The 19732-nt window shown below is 46.2% G+C and carries 19 protein-coding genes and 2 pseudogenes; 15 read left to right on the forward strand and 6 right to left on the reverse strand.

Annotated elements, in window-relative coordinates; genetic code table 11:
- Positions 1-289, forward strand: a 289-nt coding sequence (locus tag ACFFUV_RS19645; RefSeq protein WP_390196306.1) for a hypothetical protein, incomplete at its 5' end; no start/stop codon positions are given.
- 84 nt (positions 290-373) lie between these two features.
- On the opposite strand, the gene ACFFUV_RS19650 is transcribed toward ACFFUV_RS19645, so the two are convergent.
- Together ACFFUV_RS19650 and ACFFUV_RS19655 are read right to left on the reverse strand one after the other, a co-directional pair.
- On the reverse strand, positions 374-991 hold the full coding sequence (locus ACFFUV_RS19650; RefSeq protein WP_390196309.1) for a uracil-DNA glycosylase family protein: 618 nt from the start codon (positions 989-991) through the stop codon (positions 374-376).
- Positions 991-1917, reverse strand: coding sequence for a D-2-hydroxyacid dehydrogenase (locus ACFFUV_RS19655; protein ID WP_390196312.1), 927 nt, complete (start codon positions 1915-1917; stop codon positions 991-993). Before ACFFUV_RS19655 ends, ACFFUV_RS19650 begins: the two co-directional genes overlap by 1 nt.
- Before the next feature lie 71 nt (positions 1918-1988).
- On the opposite strand from ACFFUV_RS19655, the gene ACFFUV_RS19660 reads away from it, so the two are divergent.
- Positions 1989-2579, forward strand: a complete 591-nt coding sequence (locus ACFFUV_RS19660; protein ID WP_390196315.1) for a YjaG family protein — start codon at positions 1989-1991, stop codon at positions 2577-2579.
- Positions 2580-2614: 35 nt separating this feature from the next.
- Here the strand turns inward: ACFFUV_RS19660 and ACFFUV_RS19665 are convergent, their stop codons facing one another.
- Positions 2615-3679 carry a CNNM domain-containing protein gene (locus ACFFUV_RS19665; RefSeq protein ID WP_390196318.1) on the reverse strand — a complete coding sequence of 355 codons (1065 nt, stop codon included), beginning with the start codon at positions 3677-3679 and terminating at the stop codon, positions 2615-2617.
- A 334-nt stretch (positions 3680-4013) separates the two neighbouring features.
- Here ACFFUV_RS19665 and hupA point away from each other — a divergent pair, with 334 nt between their 5' ends.
- Together hupA and ACFFUV_RS19675 are read left to right on the forward strand one after the other, a co-directional pair.
- Positions 4014-4286, forward strand: coding sequence for a nucleoid-associated protein HU-alpha (gene hupA, locus ACFFUV_RS19670; RefSeq protein WP_390196320.1), 273 nt, complete (start codon positions 4014-4016; stop codon positions 4284-4286).
- A 49-nt stretch (positions 4287-4335) separates the two neighbouring features.
- Entirely contained in the window at positions 4336-5034 is a 699-nt protein-coding gene (locus ACFFUV_RS19675) for a DUF1481 domain-containing protein (protein WP_390196324.1), read from the forward strand.
- 58 nt (positions 5035-5092) lie between these two features.
- Here ACFFUV_RS19675 and purD read toward each other — a convergent pair whose 3' ends face one another.
- The 3 genes and pseudogenes from purD to ACFFUV_RS19690 all read right to left on the reverse strand — a co-directional run.
- Complete coding sequence (purD, locus tag ACFFUV_RS19680; RefSeq protein ID WP_390196328.1) at positions 5093-6382, reverse strand: phosphoribosylamine--glycine ligase; 1290 nt, start codon at positions 6380-6382, stop codon at positions 5093-5095.
- 167 nt (positions 6383-6549) lie between these two features.
- On the reverse strand, positions 6550-8142 hold the full coding sequence (purH, locus tag ACFFUV_RS19685; protein WP_390196331.1) for a bifunctional phosphoribosylaminoimidazolecarboxamide formyltransferase/IMP cyclohydrolase: 1593 nt from the start codon (positions 8140-8142) through the stop codon (positions 6550-6552).
- 147 nt (positions 8143-8289) lie between these two features.
- Positions 8290-8358 (reverse strand): annotated as a pseudogene (locus ACFFUV_RS19690) (phosphoribosylamine--glycine ligase); the annotation flags it as partial.
- A gap of 61 nt (positions 8359-8419) precedes the next feature.
- Between ACFFUV_RS19690 and zntR the strand changes: the two are divergent.
- The 11 genes and pseudogenes from zntR to ACFFUV_RS19745 all read left to right on the forward strand — a co-directional run bounded on the left by zntR (position 8420) and on the right by ACFFUV_RS19745 (position 19710).
- Complete coding sequence (zntR, locus tag ACFFUV_RS19695) at positions 8420-8821, forward strand: Zn(2+)-responsive transcriptional regulator (RefSeq protein ID WP_390196333.1); 402 nt, start codon at positions 8420-8422, stop codon at positions 8819-8821.
- Between the two features lie 78 nt (positions 8822-8899).
- Positions 8900-9478: an aminodeoxychorismate/anthranilate synthase component II gene (locus ACFFUV_RS19700; RefSeq protein ID WP_390196628.1), complete on the forward strand. Its 579-nt coding sequence runs from the start codon at positions 8900-8902 to the stop codon at positions 9476-9478.
- Between the two features lie 380 nt (positions 9479-9858).
- The gene (locus ACFFUV_RS19705; protein WP_390196336.1) at positions 9859-11070 is read left to right on the forward strand and encodes an aspartate aminotransferase family protein; all 1212 of its coding nucleotides are present in this window, start codon (positions 9859-9861) and stop codon (positions 11068-11070) included.
- 91 nt (positions 11071-11161) lie between these two features.
- Entirely contained in the window at positions 11162-12181 is a 1020-nt protein-coding gene (gene astA / locus ACFFUV_RS19710) for an arginine N-succinyltransferase (RefSeq protein ID WP_390196338.1), read from the forward strand.
- 28 nt (positions 12182-12209) lie between these two features.
- Positions 12210-13670 (forward strand): succinylglutamate-semialdehyde dehydrogenase, encoded by a 1461-nt coding sequence (gene astD, locus ACFFUV_RS19715; protein WP_390196340.1) that lies wholly within the window; start codon positions 12210-12212, stop codon positions 13668-13670.
- 134 nt (positions 13671-13804) lie between these two features.
- Positions 13805-14595, forward strand: a pseudogene (locus tag ACFFUV_RS19720) (DUF1338 domain-containing protein).
- A gap of 298 nt (positions 14596-14893) precedes the next feature.
- Positions 14894-15733, forward strand: a complete 840-nt coding sequence (kduI, locus tag ACFFUV_RS19725) for a 5-dehydro-4-deoxy-D-glucuronate isomerase (protein WP_390196343.1) — start codon at positions 14894-14896, stop codon at positions 15731-15733.
- 167 nt (positions 15734-15900) lie between these two features.
- Positions 15901-16890, forward strand: coding sequence for a TRAP transporter substrate-binding protein (locus tag ACFFUV_RS19730; protein WP_390196345.1), 990 nt, complete (start codon positions 15901-15903; stop codon positions 16888-16890).
- 59 nt (positions 16891-16949) lie between these two features.
- On the forward strand, positions 16950-17480 hold the full coding sequence (locus ACFFUV_RS19735) for a TRAP transporter small permease (protein WP_390196347.1): 531 nt from the start codon (positions 16950-16952) through the stop codon (positions 17478-17480).
- Positions 17481-17489: 9 nt separating this feature from the next.
- Entirely contained in the window at positions 17490-18797 is a 1308-nt protein-coding gene (locus tag ACFFUV_RS19740; RefSeq protein ID WP_390196350.1) for a TRAP transporter large permease, read from the forward strand.
- Between the two features lie 145 nt (positions 18798-18942).
- Positions 18943-19710, forward strand: a complete 768-nt coding sequence (locus ACFFUV_RS19745) for an IclR family transcriptional regulator (RefSeq protein WP_390196353.1) — start codon at positions 18943-18945, stop codon at positions 19708-19710.
- The last annotated feature ends 22 nt before the right edge of the window (positions 19711-19732 follow it).

Here is a 19732-nt window from a genome sequence, read left to right on the forward strand (position 1 = left end):
GAATACCGGCCTGTCACGCCGGGGGTCGCGGGTTCGAGTCCCGTCCACTCCGCCATTTATTAAATCCCTAGTAGCAATACTGGGGATTTTTTGTATGGAAGAACGCAGAGCGGTCGTTCAGTGGGTTCGCTTATTGACCTTGAAAGAAGCGCCCAGTCACGCTGACGAAGGCATTCGTGGATTCGAGTCTCGCTGGAGTGCCAGTCCAACCGCTTCGCCATTTATACTAAGCCTCAGACTAGGCGTCCCCACCGAAATGTTGGCGCTTTTCTCAGTCTATAAAAAATAGTTAGTTTACTTATCTTGAAACAAGCGCCTTCAGTTCTTGATCTCGAGCTTGTTCATTCGGCCCAAGGTGTTTTCGCCGCATTACTTACGCTCTATTCGGTGAGTTATGATTATCCAACGTGTTGGGATCGATCGCTAAGTGTTGATGAACATAGCGACGAATAAAAGGAATGACTTCTTCCTCGAACCAAGGATTTTTCCTTAACCAAAGCGTATTTCGCGGCGAAGGGTGGGGCAACGGTAAGTATTGTGGTGCCCACTTCTCCCATTGCTTTACAGTTTCCGTTAGTGTCTTGGGCTTGTCGGACAAATAATAGCTTTGTGCATACTGACCAATAAGCAGCGTCATACCAATATTCGGCAGGCAATTCAGTACGGGTTGATGCCAAAGCGGCGCGCACTCTTTACGAGGTGGTAAATCACCACTTTTGGCCTTTCCTGGGTAACACAGACCCATCGGCATGATGGCAATATTGTCTGGATCATAAAATGCGTCTTTACCAAGCTCAAGCCATTGCCTTAGTCGATCGCCGCTAGGATCATTCCAAGGGATTGAGGTTTTGTGTACTCGAGTACCAGGGGCCTGACCAATAATCATTAGCTTAGCACTCTCGCTCGCTTGTATCACTGGATTAGCGCCAAGCGGTAGTTCCGGTTCGCATACTCTGCATTGACGAATTTGGTTTAATAATTGGTCAAGCATCAATAGCCTCGAATAAAATCGACTTGATGATTGAGAGTGAATCCATCTCGCCATTGTAAATAATTATCGGCAAAGATGCCCGCGACCTGTTTGGGAAAGCTTGGGGCTGCGACGTGAGGCGTAATCGTTATTGCTGGATGGTGCCATAAAGGGCTATCTTGAGGTAGCGGTTCTTGGTCGAATACATCAAGGTACGCATGAGCAATATTCTGCTGTTCAATGGCGGATAGCAACCCTGTAATTTCCAGCGTATTCCCTCGTCCAACATTAAACAGCAAAGCTTGCTTGGCAAAAGACAATGACTCTTGGTTAAGTAAATGATGCGTTTGCTCGGTATTGGGTAATGTGTTGACGATGATATCCGCATTCTCCAGTGCTAATTCCAGCTGCTGAATATGATAAACAGTATCAAAGGGTGAGTCCTTTGGTGGAATACCACTGCGATTGATACCCATTGTTTTGATGCCAAAATGATTTGAAGCGTGAGCTAAGTGCGCCCCAATCGAGCCTGTTCCTAGTATGACCATTGTTTTGGTCGCTAAAGAGTCAAACGAGTAAGCATGCCATTCTTGATTGCTTTGTTGCTGCTTATACTGAACAAAATGACGATAATACTGGAGGCTATAGCCGAGAACATATTCGGCAATCAGCGGGCCAAATATGCCTTTGATATTGGTAAGTTGGTAATCTTGACGCAGTGATGGCGTCATCAGAGGTTCAACTCCTGCATAAACCGACTGCAACCATTGTAGATTAGGGAACTCATCCAACTGCTTGGCTGCTAGAGGTGGCGCTGCCAGTAAGATTGTGGCTTGTTGTTTGTCTTCAGTGATCTCAAGATCCTCAAGATCACGCTCAGCAAGCAATTGGCGGTAAGTTTGGTCTTGTTTAGTCAGAATATAGAGCTTATGAGTAAAATTGTTCATGTTCTTCGCTTTTTTCCATTCGGTAGATCAAGTACACTTCCGCTGTCTTCTTCAGCAACGAATGAGTAACCATGCTACAGAATCCACTTCAGGTTCGTCTAGAAAAGTTAGAACCTTGGCAACAGATTACCTTTATGGCTTGCCTATGTGAGCGTATGTATCCCAACTTTGCGATGTTTTGTGAGCAAACGGAGTTCGCTGAAGCCCGAGTTTATCGTGATATTTTAGATAGTGTTTGGGAAATACTGACGGTTAAAAATGCCAAAGTGAATTTTGAACGTCAGCTTGAAAAGCTGGAAGACGTCATTCCGAGTTCTGAAGATTTTGATATTTATGGTGTGCTACCAGCGATTGATGCCTGTGTCGCACTGTCTAGCTTACTTCATGGCTTACTTGACCGTGAGGAAGGTTTGTATGAAAGCATGCAAGAAATTAGTCAACAGTCGGTGTTAACAGTCGCTCAGTTGGAGCTTGCCAATACGGGTGTCGAGATTACCAACGACAATCAAAAACAAAATGAAGCGGTGTGTGAAGAGTGGGATGTCCAGTGGGCTATTTTCCGCCCGTTACGTGAGGCGACAGAGCGCGACATCGATCTGATTAAAGATTTACGTCAGGAACTCAGAGATGAATGCGTGAGTAATATCGGTATTGAGTTATAAAAAAGGAGCCTTCAGGCTCCTTTTTACTCTTTGGCTTACTCTTCTTCTTTTTCATCACGGCTTTCTATGACGCCGTGAGTTTGTTTCCATTGCTCCCACTTCTGAAAAGCAAGCTGCTGCATGTCGGTGGTTTTGTCTGCTTCATCGATGATTTCTTCACCCAGTAAGTATTCAAAGATATCTTCTAAAGTGACAATGCCTTGCACCGTGCCATATTCATCAACCACAAGGGCAAGTTGTAGACGCTGTGCCATCATCTGCTCAAACACTTTAGGCAGAGACAAGGTATTCAGTACCACATGGATAGGACGCATAATCGCACCAAGTTGCTTTTCTCCCATCCCTGCCTGTTGCAGCTTAAATAACTCCAAACGATGAGCAAAGCCGATGATGTTATCCTTGGATTGACTGTAAATGAGCGGTCTTGAGAACGGCGTTTCTTTATAGTCTTTGAGGAAGCGGTTGATGGTCATCTCTGCTTTTACTCGAAACAGTACCGTTCTTGGTGTCATCACTTGAGTAATCGGAACGTTTTGAATACGCAGTAAGTTATCAAGAATTTTCGATTCTCCTTCGGCAAATTCCCCGCTCTCTCTCGCTAGGATTGCCATTGCCGATAATTCATCTCGCATTAGCGGTGTGCTTTGTTCTTTGGAGAGACGTTTCGTTATCAACTCGGAGAACCACACGAAGGGTTTTAGCCACCAGATCATCGCAATCAAGACACTCGCAGTAAGTGGAGCGAGCTCTCGCCAATAAGTCGCACCGAGCGTTTTCGGTACGATTTCAGAAAGTAGAAGAATCCCCAGGGTTAACACCGCTGAAAATAGTCCAAGCCACTGACTGCCAAAGACGACAGCAGCTTGTGCACCAGCGCTCGCTGCGCCAATGGTATGGGCAATGGTATTGAGGGTCAGGATGGAAGCCAGTGGGCGATCAATATCCTGTTTTAGGCGTTCAAGTTTTTCAGCAGAGCCATGAGACTGCTGTTTAAGTTGAGCGATATAAGTAGGAGTGATACTTAATAACGTGGCTTCAAGTACCGAACAAATAAACGAAATGCCAATAGCGATGGAGACATAAAGTGTCAGCAGCAGCATATAATTCCTTACAGAGTAATCGACCCGAAAGGGTAGAAAGTTCCGCTATGTAGACCGATTTTAGGTGCGGAAACGTATTATATTTGAGAGTAAAAATAGGTGAAAGCCCTTATTTCGTAGGGGCTCCAGAGCTCTCCACCTTAGTACATATGGTTTGAATGTCATGAAATCAAGTATGCTTTTTAACCAGCTCTATGACAAATTGTGAGTTGATGCTCAGAATATGGTTAAAAGTACGTCATGAAAGTCAAAGATCGGCTACAAACCTTTGCCAGATGGGGCGTTTATGCTTTAGAGTGAGGAGAATTCAATAACATATAAGAAGGGAAACCTAATGAACAAGACCCAATTAATCGACTTTATCGCAGAGAAAGCAGACCTTTCAAAAGCTCAAGCGAAAGCTGCTCTTGAAGCTACTCTTGACGGTGTGACTGGCGCACTTACAGAGGGTGACCAAGTTCAACTAATTGGTTTTGGTACATTCAAAGTTAACCACCGTGCAGCACGTACTGGTCGTAACCCTAAAACTGGTGCTGAAATCCAAATCGCCGCTGCAAACGTTCCTGCATTTGTTGCTGGTAAAGCACTGAAAGATTCAGTGAAGTAATTTATAAACTGCACTAAGCTTGTCTTAGTGCAGTTCTTTTTGGAACACTATGAAAAAGATCCTTCTTCCTTCATTAATAAGTTTATTCTTGCTTGGCTGCTCCTCAGCCGTCGTCCCTACTAAAAATCCCGATTTATATGTTAATTATACGGGTGGACAAACCATGGGCGACACCACCAGTTTCTACTGGTATACCGAAAAATCCTCCAATCCTGATTCCGCCGCCGATTACGTTTTTTCGGGAAATTACGGTTGGTATAAATCGGATTATCGTTGGGAAGGCAACCAAGTCCGTGAATTTATTCGTGAAGGTGAACAAATCAAGCCGGAAGAGGGGTTAGTCCCTTATAAAATCCATGCTCGCTTTAATAAAGCGGGAGAGGCGGTTTATCAGCAATACCGAATTGATGGTAAGGTATTGCCCTTAAGTTCTGAGCAATTACTTCGCTATCAACAAGAAGCTAAGACGCTACAACAAACCTCTGTCGCCCAAGAAGAGGTCGGTTTAGAGTTATTGCAAGGGGTTTGGGATGGTTCTTCACTTGAATTGTGCTCCGGGCAGACATACGAGCGTGTTGAGTTCAACCAAACGCTACCAAGCTTTGTGATTAATCGGTTAGCCACTATCGATAGCTACGTGGCATTTATGGGGTCTTTGCGAAGCAATCGAGTCGTGGTTGCTGAGCTACTTAGCTTAGCCGATGAAGACCATGGGTGTGTGGAACGCCCAGTGCTGATAGAAGATTAAATAGATAGAATAAAAAAGGCGCTCATTGAGCGCCTTTTTTTGTCACGATAATAAAGAGTTAGCTGTTTTGTTCACGAGCAATGGCACGGTAGCCAATATCATTCCGATAGAAGACGCCATCCCACGAAATTTGCTTGCTGAGTGCATAAGCGCGTTGCTGAGCTTCTAGCACCGTGTTACCTAGAGCGGTGGCACACAGTACGCGTCCGCCACTGGTCACGACATCACCGTTATTCTCGCTTGTTCCAGCGTGGAAGACTTTTTCGCCGTCGATTTCCTGCTGCGGCAGACCAGAAATGACATCACCTTTTTGATAATCACCTGGATAGCCGCCAGCCGCCAATACGATGCCAATAGAAGCGCGTGGGTCCCATTTGGACTCCGCTTGATCCAATTTGCCATCAATTGCGGTTAAGCACAGCTCAACTAAATCGGATTGCATGCGCATCATGATAGGTTGAGTCTCTGGGTCACCAAAACGGCAGTTATACTCAATCACTTTTGGAGTGCCGTCTTTATCGATCATCAAGCCAGCGTATAAGAAACCTGTGTATGGATGACCTTCCTGAGCCATTCCATTTACGGTTGGATAAATCACTTCTTGCATGATGCGATCATGAATTTCTTGCGTGACTACTGGAGCAGGTGAATACGCGCCCATCCCACCAGTGTTAGGCCCAGTGTCTTTATCGCCTACTCGTTTATGATCTTGGCTCGTCGCCATTGGCAATACGTTTTTGCCGTCAACCATCACGATAAAGCTTGCTTCCTCGCCATCGAGGAATTCTTCAATAACCACGCGGTTGCCTGCATCGCCAAAGGCATTGCCAGCAAGCATGTCTTTGATTGCGTCTTCGGCTTCTTCTAGCGTCATGGCCACAATAACGCCTTTACCTGCGGCCAAGCCGTCGGCTTTAACCACAATCGGCGCACCTTGAGCTCGTACGTACTCGATGGCTGGTTCGATTTCAGTAAAGTTGGCGTAAGCGGCTGTTGGAATCTTATGGCGTGCTAAGAAGTCTTTAGTGAACGCTTTTGAACCTTCCAATTGCGCAGCGGCTTGCGTTGGGCCAAAGATTTTCAGGCCAGCTTGACGAAACGCATCAACCACACCAATCACCAAAGGTGCCTCTGGACCGACAATGGTTAAATCGACCGCATTGTCTTTAGCGAATGCCACGAGCCTTTTGATGTCTTCAACCTGAATTGAAACATTGGTCAGCTTTGGCTCAAGCGCCGTTCCTGCGTTGCCTGGTGCAACAAAGATATTGTCAACTTCTGGGTTTTGCGCCACTTTCCAACCGAGAGCGTGCTCGCGACCGCCGCCACCAATAATCAATACATTCATTTTTTAATCCTTACTGCTGGGCCATTTCTAAGACCCCCGTATCAAGCATGTGGATTTATAGCGATAAACCGTACGTGCTTTTGTTGAGCTCTCAAAAATGGCTGTGCATTAAATTCTTAAAACGTTGCTTTAACGAATTTTTAAACTTATCTCATCTAAATGCTGAATTAGTGACGGAAGTGACGCATGCCTGTAAAGATCATTGCCATTCCGTGCTCGTCTGCCGCGGCAATGACTTCTTCGTCACGCATAGAACCGCCCGGCTGAATGACACATTTGATTCCCGCTTCTGCTGCCGCATCGATACCATCACGGAATGGGAAGAAAGCATCAGAAGCCATCACGCTACCAGCCACTTCAAGGCCTTCATCGGCCGCTTTAATACCAGCAATCTTAGCGGAATAAACACGGCTCATTTGGCCTGCTCCTACACCAATAGTCATGTCGCCTTTGGCGTAAACAATGGCATTCGATTTCACGTACTTCGCCACTTTCCAGCAGAACAGCGCATCTTTAAGCTCTTCAGCGCTTGGTTGGCGTTTAGAAACGACTTTGAGATCTTCCAAACCGACCATGCCTTGGTCACGGTCCTGAACCAATAAGCCGCCATTGACGCGTTTTAGATCAAAGCCAGAAGTCTTGGTCGACCACTCGCCACACTCAAGCAAGCGAACGTTTTTCTTCGCAGCAACCACCTCAGCAGCCTGAGCTGAAACGCTTGGTGCAATGATGACTTCAACGAACTGACGTTCAACAATCGCCGCCGCCGTATCTGCGTCTAACTCTTGGTTAAACGCGATGATGCCACCAAAAGCTGACGTTGGATCGGTTTGATACGCTCGGTTGTAGGCTTCAAGAATGTCGTTGCCTAGAGCGACGCCACATGGGTTCGCGTGTTTAACGATCACACAAGCCGGTTCTCTGAATTCTTTAACACACTCAAGTGCGGCGTCTGTGTCGGCAATGTTGTTGTAAGACAACGCTTTACCTTGTAATTGACGAGCCGTTGATACCGATGCTTCTTGAGGGTTCGCTTCAACATAGAAGGCCGCAGCTTGGTGACTATTTTCACCGTAGCGCATGTCTTGTTTTTTCTCGAATTGCTGATTGAAGGTGCGAGGGAATTTGGATTCTTGGTCACCTTCTTTATTTTCGCCGTAGCTAGGCACCATGGTACCGAAGTAGTTGGCGATCATACCGTCGTAGGCTGCGGTGTGTTCAAAGGCAGCGATGGCAAGGTCAAAGCGAGTATCCAGCGTAAGTGATTGGTTGTTGCTGTCCATTTCGCTAATTACACGCGTGTAATCTTTCGCATTCACGACGATGGTGACATCTTTATGGTTTTTCGCTGCCGAGCGCACCATAGTTGGTCCGCCGATATCAATGTTTTCAACGGCATCTTCGAGTGTGCAACCGTCTTTAGCCACGGTTTCTGCGAAAGGGTATAGGTTGACGACAACCATATCAATTGGGTTAATGCCGTGCTCTGCCATGATGGCATCATCTTGACCACGACGGCCCAGTACACCACCGTGTACTTTTGGGTGGAGCGTTTTTACACGCCCGTCCATCATTTCTGGAAATCCGGTATAGTCAGAAACTTCAGTCACTGATAAACCGTTGTCGGCAAGTAGGCGAGCGGTGCCGCCAGTAGAAAGAATATCGACGCCACGCTCTGCTAGAGCGGTAGCGAACTCAACAATACCGGTTTTGTCTGATACGCTGATCAAAGCGCGACGAATAGGACGAGCGTTGTTCATGCTTCCTTGTTCCTCAAAATAAGTGGAGTTTTAAGATGTTTGCCAAAAGTGAACATGGGTTACTTGAGCGGTAACAACTTGGCCAATTTTGGTAAAAACCTTAGTCTGGGTTTTCATCCGTGAAGTGAAAGTGTTGCAGACAATCCAAATTTTGATGGCGCGTATTCTAACTAATTTATTACAAAAAAGCTCGCGCAATCGTTTGGCATGATGAAATTATTTGCAAATCCCACGATATTTCGCGTTTTAGATAACAACAATGCAAAAAGGTATCACGATGTTCCAAATAGGTGAATTAGCGAAACGCTGCGGCGTAAGTACTGATACGTTGCGCTTTTATGAAAAGAACCAATTGATCAAACCAGCAGGGCGAAGTGAATCTGGTTATCGTTTGTATAACGATAACAATCAACAGCAAGTGGCATTTATTCTCAAAGCCAAAGCGTTAGGCTTAAGTTTGGAGGACATTCGGGAGTTACTGGAGATCAAATTGGAAGCGACGGAGCACAGCTGTGCCGAAGTTAAGGCCATTACCTCGAGCAAACTCGAGATCATCGACAACAAAATTGCTGAGCTGAGAGAGATTCGCAGCGCGTTGAGTAAAATTAATAGTGCGTGTTGTGGTGGTGTGGATGAAGACGCAACCCATTGTTCGATTCTTGCTGCATTGGAGAAGTAACGGCAGTTTATACTTGCCTTTCGCTGCGGCTACTGCAAAATACGCTCACTTCAACATGCTAACATGACTTTATTTCTTATGCTGCTGATTATCGATAACTACGATTCATTTACCTATAACCTTTACCAATACTTTTGTGAGTTGGGCGCTGAGGTTAAAGTGGTTCGTAATGACGAGATTGATATCGCGGGTATTGAGGCTCTTGCTCCTTCTCACTTAGTTATTTCTCCTGGGCCATGCACACCCAATGAAGCGGGTATTTCATTGGCGGCGATTCAGTACTTTGCTGGTAAGTTACCGATTCTAGGTGTTTGTCTCGGCCACCAAGCGATCGCACAAGCCTTTGGTGGTGAGGTGGTCAGAGCCCGTCAAGTTATGCATGGAAAAACCTCCCCGATTGTTCACACCGGAAACAGTGTGTTTAAGCAGCTCAATAACCCCTTAACTGTCACGCGGTATCACTCACTGGTGGTGAAAAACGGGACATTGCCTGATGAATTTGAGTTGACGGCTTGGACGCAATTCGCGGACGGTTCGATGGATGAAATCATGGGCTATCAGCATAAAACGCTGGCAATAGATGCCGTACAATTTCACCCTGAATCGATCAAAACGGAACAAGGGCACCAACTTTTGGCCAACTTTTTAGCGCGTTAACTCCCTCAGAACTCTGATAACGATCACCTTTCTCAACATTCCTCAGCTCTCTTTTCCGTGGTTGTCTTGGTTGCAATTCTATGCGCAGCTGAGTACGTTGCTTTACTTCAACCTAATGATTTATCGATGGTTTGAAATTTTTTTTTGCGCCAGTTCAAAAAAACACTTCATAAAAGAAGTGGCATGATGCATAAATAATCATAGGCGTCTCAAAAGACGCTAAGTGGTTGCTAGTAAAAAGAATAAATCACTATTGAAATGGTTAATTAAATGTAAATACAATGCTGCATCAAGCAAAAGTCGAAACAATCTCCGTTAAACTTAGTTTATAAGACAATGGATTACTCGACTCGCGGTGCGGTATTGAGAGGGAATGTGCAATGACAATGGAACAAAACATAGAGCGCGGTTTATTCGATGAGGTAATGGTGCCTTGTTATAACCCGATGGAAATGATCCCAGTGAAAGGGGAAGGCTCTCGAGTATGGGACCAGCAGGGTAACGAATACATCGACTTTGCTGGCGGGATCGCGGTGAGCTGTCTAGGACATTGTCACCCAGCGATGGTCAAAGCACTGAACGAACAAGGCAACAAGTTGTGGCACCTGAGCAACGTGATGACCAATGAGCCCGCACTGCGTTTAGCCAAAAAACTGACTGACATCAGCTTTGCCGAGAAAGTGTTTTTTGCTAACTCTGGCGCCGAAGCTAATGAAGCGGCATTAAAATTAGCTCGTCGCTATGCCGCCGATGTGTATGGTTCAGAGAAGTCAGAAATTATTGCGTTTAAGCAAGGGTTCCATGGACGTACTTTCTTCACTGTCACGGTGGGCGGACAAGAAGCTTATTCTGATGGCTTTGGGCCAAAGCCAGGTAACGTAACCCATTTGCCATATAATGATATCGAAGCGCTCACTCAGCACATTTCTGATCGCACTTGCGCGATTATGATGGAACCCCTTCAAGGTGAGGGGGGAATTGTGTCTCCAACACCTGAGTTTGTACAAGCTGTGCGAGAATTATGCGATAAGCACAATGCATTACTGATTTTTGATGAAGTGCAAACGGGCAATGGCCGTACGGGTGATTTTTATGCGTATCAAGGGCTTGGTATTACACCTGATATTCTCAGTACGGCAAAATCGTTGGGGGGCGGGTTCCCAATTGGCGCAATGTTAACAACGACCAAACTAGCTCAGCACATGAAAGTGGGCGTACATGGTTCGACATATGGCGGTAATCCCCTCGCATGTGCGGTGGCCGAAGCGGTGGTTGATATCACGAGCCAGCCAGACACCCTAGCGGGTGTTAAGCAGCGTGAAGCTTTAATGCGTGAAGGCTTAGAGAAGATTAATCAAAAATACCAAATTTTCAGTGAAATTCGCGGTAAAGGTCTATTACTGGGTGGCGCTCTAACCGAGCAGTGGCAAGGCCGAGCTCGCGATGTTTTGGTGGCAGCAGGAAAACATGGCCTATTGATGCTGGTAGCAGGTGCCAATGTCGTGCGCTTTACACCATCATTAGTGATCAGTGAACAAGAAATTGAACAAGGTTTAGCGAAACTGGATAAGGCGATAGCCTCTTTGGTTTAACTAAGCATATCGCCCCTTGCGCGGAAGCGAGGGGCGCATCCATCACCTGAGAATCGACTCAGGAGCTACTTGCATCAGGAGGGAAGTAACGATGCTGGTTGTTCGTCCTATTGCGATGTCTGATTATGACTCGCTGCATACTTGTGCCGTTGAATCCGGACACGGTTTTACCTCTTTACCCGTCAACGAAGAACTATTAACCAATCGCATTCAGCACTCGGAATACAGCTTTAGTAAATCCAGCGTGACTGAGCCCGGTGATGAAGGTTATTTGATGGTTGGTTTTGATAGTGAAACGGGTGAGGTTGCAGGGTGTACTGGCATCGAAGCATCCATTGGCTGGGATGTGCCATTTTACTCGTATCACATCAGTACCATTGTGCACTCTTCGCAGAAGCTGGGTGTCAATAATGTGGTTAAGTTGCTGACATTTGGCAATAACTACACGGGATGTTCGGAGATCTGCACGCTCTTTTTGCGTCCTACGTTTCGCGGTGGATTAAATGGACGATTAATGTCCAAATGCCGTTTTTTAATGATGGCAGAACATCCGCATCGTTTCTCGAAGACCATTTTTGCTGAAATGCGTGGCGTTTCTGATGAAGAGGGCAATTCACCTTTCTGGCAGTGGCTACAAGAGCACTTTTTCTCGATTGACTTCACTATGGCTGATTACCTGACGGGGATCGGCAATAAAGGCTTTATTGCCGACCTGATGCCTAAGCTACCGATTTACATCAACTTATTGAGTAAAGAGGCGCAGGCGGTGATCGGTCAAGTTCACGAGAATACTCGTCCAGCGTTAAAGCTGCTGGAAAATGAAGGTTTCACTTGCCGTAACTACGTCGATATTTTTGATGCGGGCCCAACCGTCGAATGCGATTTAAAAAACATTAACTCGGTGCGTGACTCGTTTCGTGCCAAGGTGCAAATCGCTGAACACTCGAGTTCACAAGATTATTTAATTGCGAATACGTTGTTTGAAGATTTTCGTGCGACTGCGGCGAAAGCGGCGTATGACAAAGAATCTGAGAGTGTGATTATTTCTCCTCAGGTCGCCGAAGCGTTGAACTTAGGCGTGGGTGATTATGTGCGTATGCTCGCGCAATAAATGGTTCGAATAATACAAGGATACTAAGATGACACATTGGATTGCAGGTCAATGGGTAGAAGGACAAGGTGAACAACTGCATTCAACCAGTCCATACAATGAACAGACAGTTTGGCAAGGTAAAGCCGCCAGTGCTATTCAAGTTGATCAAGCCGTGAGTGCGGCTCGTCATGCCTTAATTGAATGGAAGCGATTAAGCTTCGAGCAACGTGAAAAGGTAGTGTTGACCTTTGCGGAATTGGTGAAAACCAATAGCGAGCAAATTGCCGAAATCATTGCCCAAGAAACCGGTAAGCCATTGTGGGAAACTCGAACCGAAGCCGCGGCGATGGCTGGCAAGATAGCCATTTCTATTCGTGCTTATCACGAACGCACCGGAGAAAGCACGCGAGAAGCCAATGGTAACCAAATTGTATTGCGTCATCGTCCACTAGGGGTCATGGCAGTGTTCGGTCCTTATAACTTCCCTGGTCACCTGCCGAATGGTCATATCGTGCCTGCGCTTCTGGCTGGCAATACCGTGGTATTTAAGCCTTCTGAACAAACGCCAATGACGGGCGAGTTTGCCATGAAACTTTGGCAACAAGCCGGTATTCCAAATGGTGTAATTAACTTAGTCCAAGGCGCAAAAGAAACAGGTATCGCTCTGGCAGAGTCTAAGGGTATTGATGGCTTACTGTTCACGGGCAGCGCGAACACAGGTCATGTTTTGCACCGCCAGTTTGCCGGGCAACCGGGTAAGATGCTGGCATTAGAAATGGGGGGGAATAACCCCATGGTAATCTCCGAACACTATGGCGATCTTGATGCCGCGGTTTATACCATTATCCAATCCGCGTTTATCAGTGCTGGGCAGCGCTGTACCTGCGCGCGTCGCTTGTATATTCCGCAAGGTGAAAAAGGCGATCGGCTTTTGGAAAAGCTGGTGGTTGCGACAAAAAACATTCGAGTGGATCAGCCTTTTGCTGAACCTGCGCCATTTATGGGGTCGCAAATCTCAAAAGCGGCGGCTGATTTTATTTTAGCAGCGCAAGCCAATTTACTCTCATTGGGCGCCACGAGTTTAGTCGACGCTCGCGCTGGTGATGCCGCATTTGTTACTCCCGGGATTATTGATGTCACTGCGATTGAACAGTTGCCAGATGAAGAGTACTTCGGCCCGCTGCTGCAAGTCGTCCGTTATCAACACTTAGAGCAAGCCGTAGAGATGGCCAACGACACGCGATTTGGCCTCTCTGCGGGGCTGGTTTCGACACAAGACAGTGAGTGGGACTATTTTGTTGAACATATTCGTGCTGGGATTGTGAATCGTAATCGCCAACTGACAGGTGCCAGTGGTGATGCGCCATTTGGGGGGCCTGGAGCGTCAGGAAACTTACGTCCAAGCGCGTATTACGCAGCAGATTATTGTGCTTATCCGATGGCATCGATGGAAGGCGAAACGCCGGTACTTCCAGCAACCTTTAGCCCCGGCTTGTCGCTTGACTAAACCGATTAGCCTGCGACTCAGTGAGCGATAACACTCAGCGCAGGCTTAATGATATAGAAGATCGTCACAGGCTGATGATTGTGGATCTCAGCAAATCTTACCTCTCTTTTTGCGTGAATAAATGAGGAGGCGATATGACGCCCTGCGCTCTGTTTGATTGTTTATGGCAAGACTATATTAAGCGCTTGTGCCCATCGGCGCAGCGTGTACACCAATTGCTTGAAGAAGACCAAGCTCTGATTAATGATCATATTGCTCTGCGTACGTTTAACCTAGCGCCGCTCGGGCTGGCAACATTGGCCAAACCTTTTCTTGAACTCGGTTATCGAGAAGGAGGCGATTATGTGTTTGAAAGCAAAAAGCTGGTCGCTAAGCATTTTGAACATGATGACCCATCCTTACCTAAGGTGTTCATTAGCGAGTTAAAGGTTGAAGAGTGCTCATCTGAGCTGCAGGAAATTGTTACACGTTTAGTGGCTCAGGTTGATAGTGCGTATTTCGCTGGGAACCAGTTTCTCTATCAAGGTCGCCCTTGGTCGTTAAGTTTTGCAGAGTATCAAACACTGGCCTTGGAAAGTGAATACGCCGCATGGTTAGCTGCGCATGGGTACGGAGCCAATCATTTTACGGTGAGTGTCAATCAGCTCAATCGCTTTGAGCAAGTGAAACAAGTGAATGACTATCTACGTGAATCAGGGTTTACCATCAATACGTCAGGTGGTGAAGTTAAAGGCACGCCGGATGTTCTGTTAGAGCAATCATCGACGATGGCGGATAAGGTCATGGTGTCATTTGCTGATGAGTCACAGGAGATTCCCGGGGGCTTTATGAGTTCGCCAAGCGTTATCCGCAAGCGGATGGCAAATTGTATTCTGGCTTTGTAGCGGCTTCAGCCGACAAAATTTTTGAGAGTACCGACCGCTAAGATTGACTTTCCCCAATCGTTATTCGTTAAAGCCTCGCAATCGCGAGGCTTTTTTGTTGCGTATTGGTTCTCTACCATAACCTCAATATGACCTTTTTTGACCTCTCAATAACCACACGTTTTCCCTTCATTTACCTTACTGTTACCTAGCCATTTTAGCCATCAGTGCGCTAGCTCAAAAAATATTGGCATTCGATAGCCAAAAAGTATCCGCTGATCACAATTTATAAAAATCATATATAAATGGAATTGATCAAATATGAATAAGTGGTACTTTTTGCTCACCAAGGAGGCTGCGATGCACATTAATTACAACAGTAACCCTACCGATGCGAAATCTTACGACACTGATCGTTTACGCGCGGAATTTCTGACTGAAGAGTTTTTCAAACCTGGTGAGATCACCATGGTGTATAGCCACATTGATCGTATTGTTGCCATGGGCGTTAGCCCAAGTGAACAAGCATTAAAGCTGGACGATGTTGCTGATAAAAAAGCATTTGGTACTGACTTTTTCTTGCAGCGACGTGAGCTAGGCATTGTGAATTTAGGTCAGCGAGCGATGGTGAAAACCAGTACCAGCGAATACACGCTTGAGCATCTTGACGCGCTTTACTTAGGACAAGGCGAGCAAGAGATTGAATTCGTATCTTTGGTCGATGGTGAGTATGCAACGCTTTATTGCTTGAGTGCGCCAGCACATCACGCTTACCCAACACGAATGATTTTACGTGATCAAGCACGCCAAGTGGATTTAGGTGCACAAGAGAATGCCAATGCACGTTTGATCACTCAGTACCTCCATCCAGATGTATTGCCAACTTGCCAGCTATGCATGGGCGTCACCCATCTTAAGCCGGGTAGTGTTTGGAATACGATGCCGGCTCATACTCATGAACGTCGTATGGAGGCGTATCTCTACTTCAATATTAAGCCTGAACAAGTGGTGTTCCACTTTATGGGCGAACCGACTGAGACGCGCCACATCATTGTTCGTGATAAGCAGCTCGTATTGTCACCCAGTTGGTCTATTCACTCAGGCTGCGGCACACAAAACTACAGTTTCGTGTGGGGCATGCTGGGTGAAAACCAGACCTTTGATGATATGGATTTTGTCGATATGAACGCGATTCGCTAATTAGGCATCACATAGTCACAGATGCAGTGCATTTTTAGCGCATAACTTTATTCGTCATAAGTCGTTATCTGCGTTGATATCGCAATCCATTTTCATCAAAGCGTATTTGTCCTCGACGCGAAATGATTAGAACAACATAAAGATTTGTACCCTACGGAGACTTTTTCATGTTTAAATCTTCTGCCCTAAAGCTCGCAACTATTGCGACAGTTATCGCCAGTTCTCTAAGCTATTCAAGCTTAGTGAGTGCCGCCACTGAGTTAAAAGCGGCGTTTAACCAATCTGATAAACACCCTCAGTATCAGGCGCTGAAAGATTTTGGTGACAAACTGAGTGAGCAAACAGACGGCCGCTACAAGCTGACCATTTATCCTAATGAATTGCTTGGTGACCAACGTGCCGCGCTTGAACTCGTACAAAACGGGGCTATCCAAATGGCCGTGGTGGCCAACCCATTGGTTGAAAACTACGACAAGACGTTCCGCGTGATTGGGATGCCTTATGTCTACTCAGGTTCCGAACATCAAGAAAAAGTCTTCACATCGGGTGCGCTTGATGAGTTGTTCGCCTCGACACAAAAGTTTGGTTTTGAGGTGCTAACGGCTTATACCGCAGGTGCCCGTAGCATGTATACCAAAGGTGGGGCAGTCACTTCCGTAGAGGACATGAAAGGTAAGAAGATTCGTGTCATGCAATCTGACACCATGATCAAGATGCTTTCATGCATGGGTGGTACTGGTGTGCCAATGAGCCAAGGGGAAGTGTACACCGCAGTACAACAAGGGGTTCTTGATGGTGCGGAAAACAACGAAATCACCTATGCCGATTTGAAACAATATGAAGTCGCGCCTTACTTTTCAACCACTCGCCATCTGATGGTGCCCGATTTAGTGGTTATCAGTAGCTACTTCTTGTCTACGATGTCTGCAGAAGACCAGGCGACCATCAAACGCTTAGCCAAAGAGAGCACGCCAGAAGAGTTTAAGATCTGGAATCAGCAAATCACTGAAGCGAAGAAAGTGGCGCAAGATAAGGGTGCAACGTTCACTGAAGTGGATATCAAGCCGTTCCAAGAAGCTTGCCATTCTTTGCAAGACCAACTGTTAGAAACACCGGCTCAAAAAGCGTTATTTGAAAAAATCACCGCATTGCAATAATTGCGCGTGTATCGATGTGGTCGAGGCGAATGCCTCGGCCTGATAAAGGTTAAGAAGTTATGTTGAACAATGATCAAAGTGGCCTACTTGGTGTCGTGTCTATGCTCAAGCGTTGGCTCGATAAGCTGGTTGCGAGTACATGCATTGCCATTGTTGCGGCGATGACCGTTCTGGTGACTTACCAAGTCGTAGTGCGATACCTGTTTAATAGTCCTAGTGCCGTTAGTGAAGTGATGTCGCGCTACCTGTTTATTTGGTTAGTGCTGATTGGTAGTGCGTACGTGTTTGGGTTGAAAGAGCACATGGCGATTTCGTTCGTGAAAGAAAAGTTCTCTGCCAAAGCGCAAGTGATTGTCGAAATGTTTATTGAATTGACCACGGTCGTTTTCGCTCTGGCAATTATGCTGGTGGGGGGCTACAACAGCGCCGTTCGACAAATGTGGCAGTTGGACTCTGCACTGCAAATTCCAATGGGGGCTATTTATGCCGCGATTCCAATCAGTGGCGGTTTGATGGTGTTTTACTTTTTACATAATGAATTGCAGCTGTTCTCGCGTTGGAAGCAATTGCGTTCTTCAACGGTGAACTAGGGGTAGGGTATGGACATTGCTTTAACAGCTGCCTTAATCATGTTTTGTGGTGTGGTGTTCTTTTTAGTCATTGGCGCGCCAATCGCGATTAGTGTGGGTATTTCTTCTTTTGCGGCCATGATGATGATCTTGCCTGCGCAAGGTGCGATGGTAACCTCTGCGCAGCGCATGTTTGTTGGCCTTGACTCATTTGCTTTATTGGCGATTCCCTTCTTTATTCTGGCTGGCAATATTATGAATAACGGGGGCATCGCGATACGGCTTATTAACTTTTCAAAGATTGTTAGTGGTTTCTTCCCGGGCTCTTTAGCGCAAACCAATGTGGTTTCAAACATGTTGTTTGGGTCGATCAGTGGCTCTGGTGTTGCTTCTGCGGCGGCAGTCGGCGGGATCATGTCACCGATTCAGCAAAAAGAAGGCTATGACAAAGCGTATAGTACCGCGGTGAATATCGCGTCAGCGCCTACCGGAATGTTAATTCCACCAAGCAATACCTTAATCGTCTATGCAACGGTTGCAGGTAGTGTCTCTGTCTCGGCTCTATTTATGGGCGGTTACATTCCCGGTATTTTATGGGGATTGGGCGTGATGATTGTCGCGGGTATCATGGCAAAACGCCGCGGGTACATCGCCAAAAATCGAATGACGTTGGCAGAGTGTATCAAAGTCTCATTGGAAGCGATTCCAAGTTTATCACTGATCATCGTGGTCATTGGTGGGATATTGGGGGGAATATTTACTGCAACCGAAGCTTCAGCGATTGCCGTGGTGTACGCCTTATTCTTGAGCCTATGTTATCGTTCCCTAGATTTTCGCACTTTGCCAAATATCTTTTTACAAACTGCGAAAATGTCGGCGATTGTGATTTTCATGCTGGCAACCTCTTCGATTATGTCGTGGGTAATGGCGTTCACGCAAATTCCAGGCATGATTGCGGATTTCTTATTGTCGCTGACCGACAACCCAATCATCATCTTACTGATCATCAATATTGTGCTGTTGTTTATCGGTACCTTTATGGACCCAACCCCAGCCGTATTGATCTTTACACCCATCTTCCTACCCATTTGTATGGGGTTAGGCATGGATCCCGTGCAGTTTGGTATTTTGTTGGTATTCAACTTATCGCTTGGTACGATCACACCGCCCGTTGGGCCGATACTGTTTACCGGCTGTAAGGTGAGTGGTATCAGTATTGATGCAGTGATTAAAACCTTACTACCGTTTTTCATCGTTATCTTTGGCGTGTTAATGCTGGTTACCTATATTCCAGCAATTTCGATGACGCTGCCTGAGTTGATGGGACTGATTAAGTAATCAATGAAACGTGAATAACACTTTGTTTATAGCCCCAATTTCGATTGGGGTTATTTGTTTTTTTGCTTGTTATTCAAGCCTGCAGGAATGATTGCAGGCAAAGAGTAGTGTAATCTAAGCCAACATTTGTCAAACGAACCTATCTATGGAACCGAGTAAAAAGACTGAGTATCGCGCGCCTGCCTTAGAGAAAGGGCTCGATATTCTTGAATTGCTGGCAGCCCATGGCGAGCCTTTAACTAAAAAGCAGATTGCTGACAGTCTAAATCGCAGCGTGAACGAGATCTTTCGAATGCTGTCGGTATTAGTAGAAAGGCAATACATTGAGTTTGATGCTTGGAGCTCAGGCTACTCGTTAACCTTAAAAATGTTTGCGTTGTCGAATCAACATCCACCAACATCACAACTACTAAAGCGCGCCGCGCCGCTGATGGAAGAGTTGTGCAGCAAAGTGAATCAATCTTGCCATTTGAGCAGTTATAAAAACGGTGAAATGGTGGTGATTGCTCGCGAAGAAAGCCCTTATAAAATGGGCTTTGGTTTGCGTTTAGGCTCAAAAATCGACATTTGCTCCTCAGGCTCCGGTATTGTTTACTTAAGCTTTAGCTCTGAGCAGCAACGTCAGCAAGTGTTAAGCCGTGTTGATGCGACTGAAGAAGAAATCGCGCATGCGCTTAGCCATGTTGAAGGGACTCAACAGCAAGGTTATTACGTGGGGGATAGCCCCCAGATCTCCGGGGTAACCAACATCAGTGTCCCAATCATTGGGGTGCAAGGGGACGTGTTAGCGGTGATTACGATTCCGTATATGACTTTGAATTCACGGACGGTTCACCATCACATTGAAGATATTGAAAATACCAAGCAAGAGTTGCTCAGTGTGGCTCAGCAGTTGAATCAAGATCTCTGCTAGCAGGCTTACCAATGCTTAGAAA

The sequence above is a fragment of the Vibrio olivae genome, from assembly GCF_042428525.1.
Taxonomy (GTDB): Bacteria; Pseudomonadota; Gammaproteobacteria; order Enterobacterales; family Vibrionaceae; genus Vibrio; species Vibrio olivae.

Bases quoted from the DNA above. Each gene is read 5' to 3' on its own strand.
- ACFFUV_RS19650 (WP_390196309.1), bottom strand. From the start codon at position 991: ATGCTTGACCAATTATTAAACCAAATTCGTCAATGCAGAGTATGCGAA.
- ACFFUV_RS19655 (WP_390196312.1), bottom strand. From the start codon at position 1,917: ATGAACAATTTTACTCATAAGCTCTATATTCTGACTAAACAAGACCAA.
- ACFFUV_RS19660 (WP_390196315.1), top strand. From the start codon at position 1,989: ATGCTACAGAATCCACTTCAGGTTCGTCTAGAAAAGTTAGAACCTTGG.
- ACFFUV_RS19665 (WP_390196318.1), bottom strand. From the start codon at position 3,679: ATGCTGCTGCTGACACTTTATGTCTCCATCGCTATTGGCATTTCGTTT.
- hupA (WP_390196320.1), top strand. From the start codon at position 4,014: ATGAACAAGACCCAATTAATCGACTTTATCGCAGAGAAAGCAGACCTT.
- ACFFUV_RS19675 (WP_390196324.1), top strand. From the start codon at position 4,336: ATGAAAAAGATCCTTCTTCCTTCATTAATAAGTTTATTCTTGCTTGGC.
- purD (WP_390196328.1), bottom strand. From the start codon at position 6,382: ATGAATGTATTGATTATTGGTGGCGGCGGTCGCGAGCACGCTCTCGGT.
- purH (WP_390196331.1), bottom strand. From the start codon at position 8,142: ATGAACAACGCTCGTCCTATTCGTCGCGCTTTGATCAGCGTATCAGAC.
- zntR (WP_390196333.1), top strand. From the start codon at position 8,420: ATGTTCCAAATAGGTGAATTAGCGAAACGCTGCGGCGTAAGTACTGAT.
- ACFFUV_RS19700 (WP_390196628.1), top strand. From the start codon at position 8,900: ATGCTGCTGATTATCGATAACTACGATTCATTTACCTATAACCTTTAC.
- ACFFUV_RS19705 (WP_390196336.1), top strand. From the start codon at position 9,859: ATGACAATGGAACAAAACATAGAGCGCGGTTTATTCGATGAGGTAATG.
- astA (WP_390196338.1), top strand. From the start codon at position 11,162: ATGCTGGTTGTTCGTCCTATTGCGATGTCTGATTATGACTCGCTGCAT.
- astD (WP_390196340.1), top strand. From the start codon at position 12,210: ATGACACATTGGATTGCAGGTCAATGGGTAGAAGGACAAGGTGAACAA.
- kduI (WP_390196343.1), top strand. From the start codon at position 14,894: ATGCACATTAATTACAACAGTAACCCTACCGATGCGAAATCTTACGAC.
- ACFFUV_RS19730 (WP_390196345.1), top strand. From the start codon at position 15,901: ATGTTTAAATCTTCTGCCCTAAAGCTCGCAACTATTGCGACAGTTATC.
- ACFFUV_RS19735 (WP_390196347.1), top strand. From the start codon at position 16,950: ATGTTGAACAATGATCAAAGTGGCCTACTTGGTGTCGTGTCTATGCTC.
- ACFFUV_RS19740 (WP_390196350.1), top strand. From the start codon at position 17,490: ATGGACATTGCTTTAACAGCTGCCTTAATCATGTTTTGTGGTGTGGTG.
- ACFFUV_RS19745 (WP_390196353.1), top strand. From the start codon at position 18,943: ATGGAACCGAGTAAAAAGACTGAGTATCGCGCGCCTGCCTTAGAGAAA.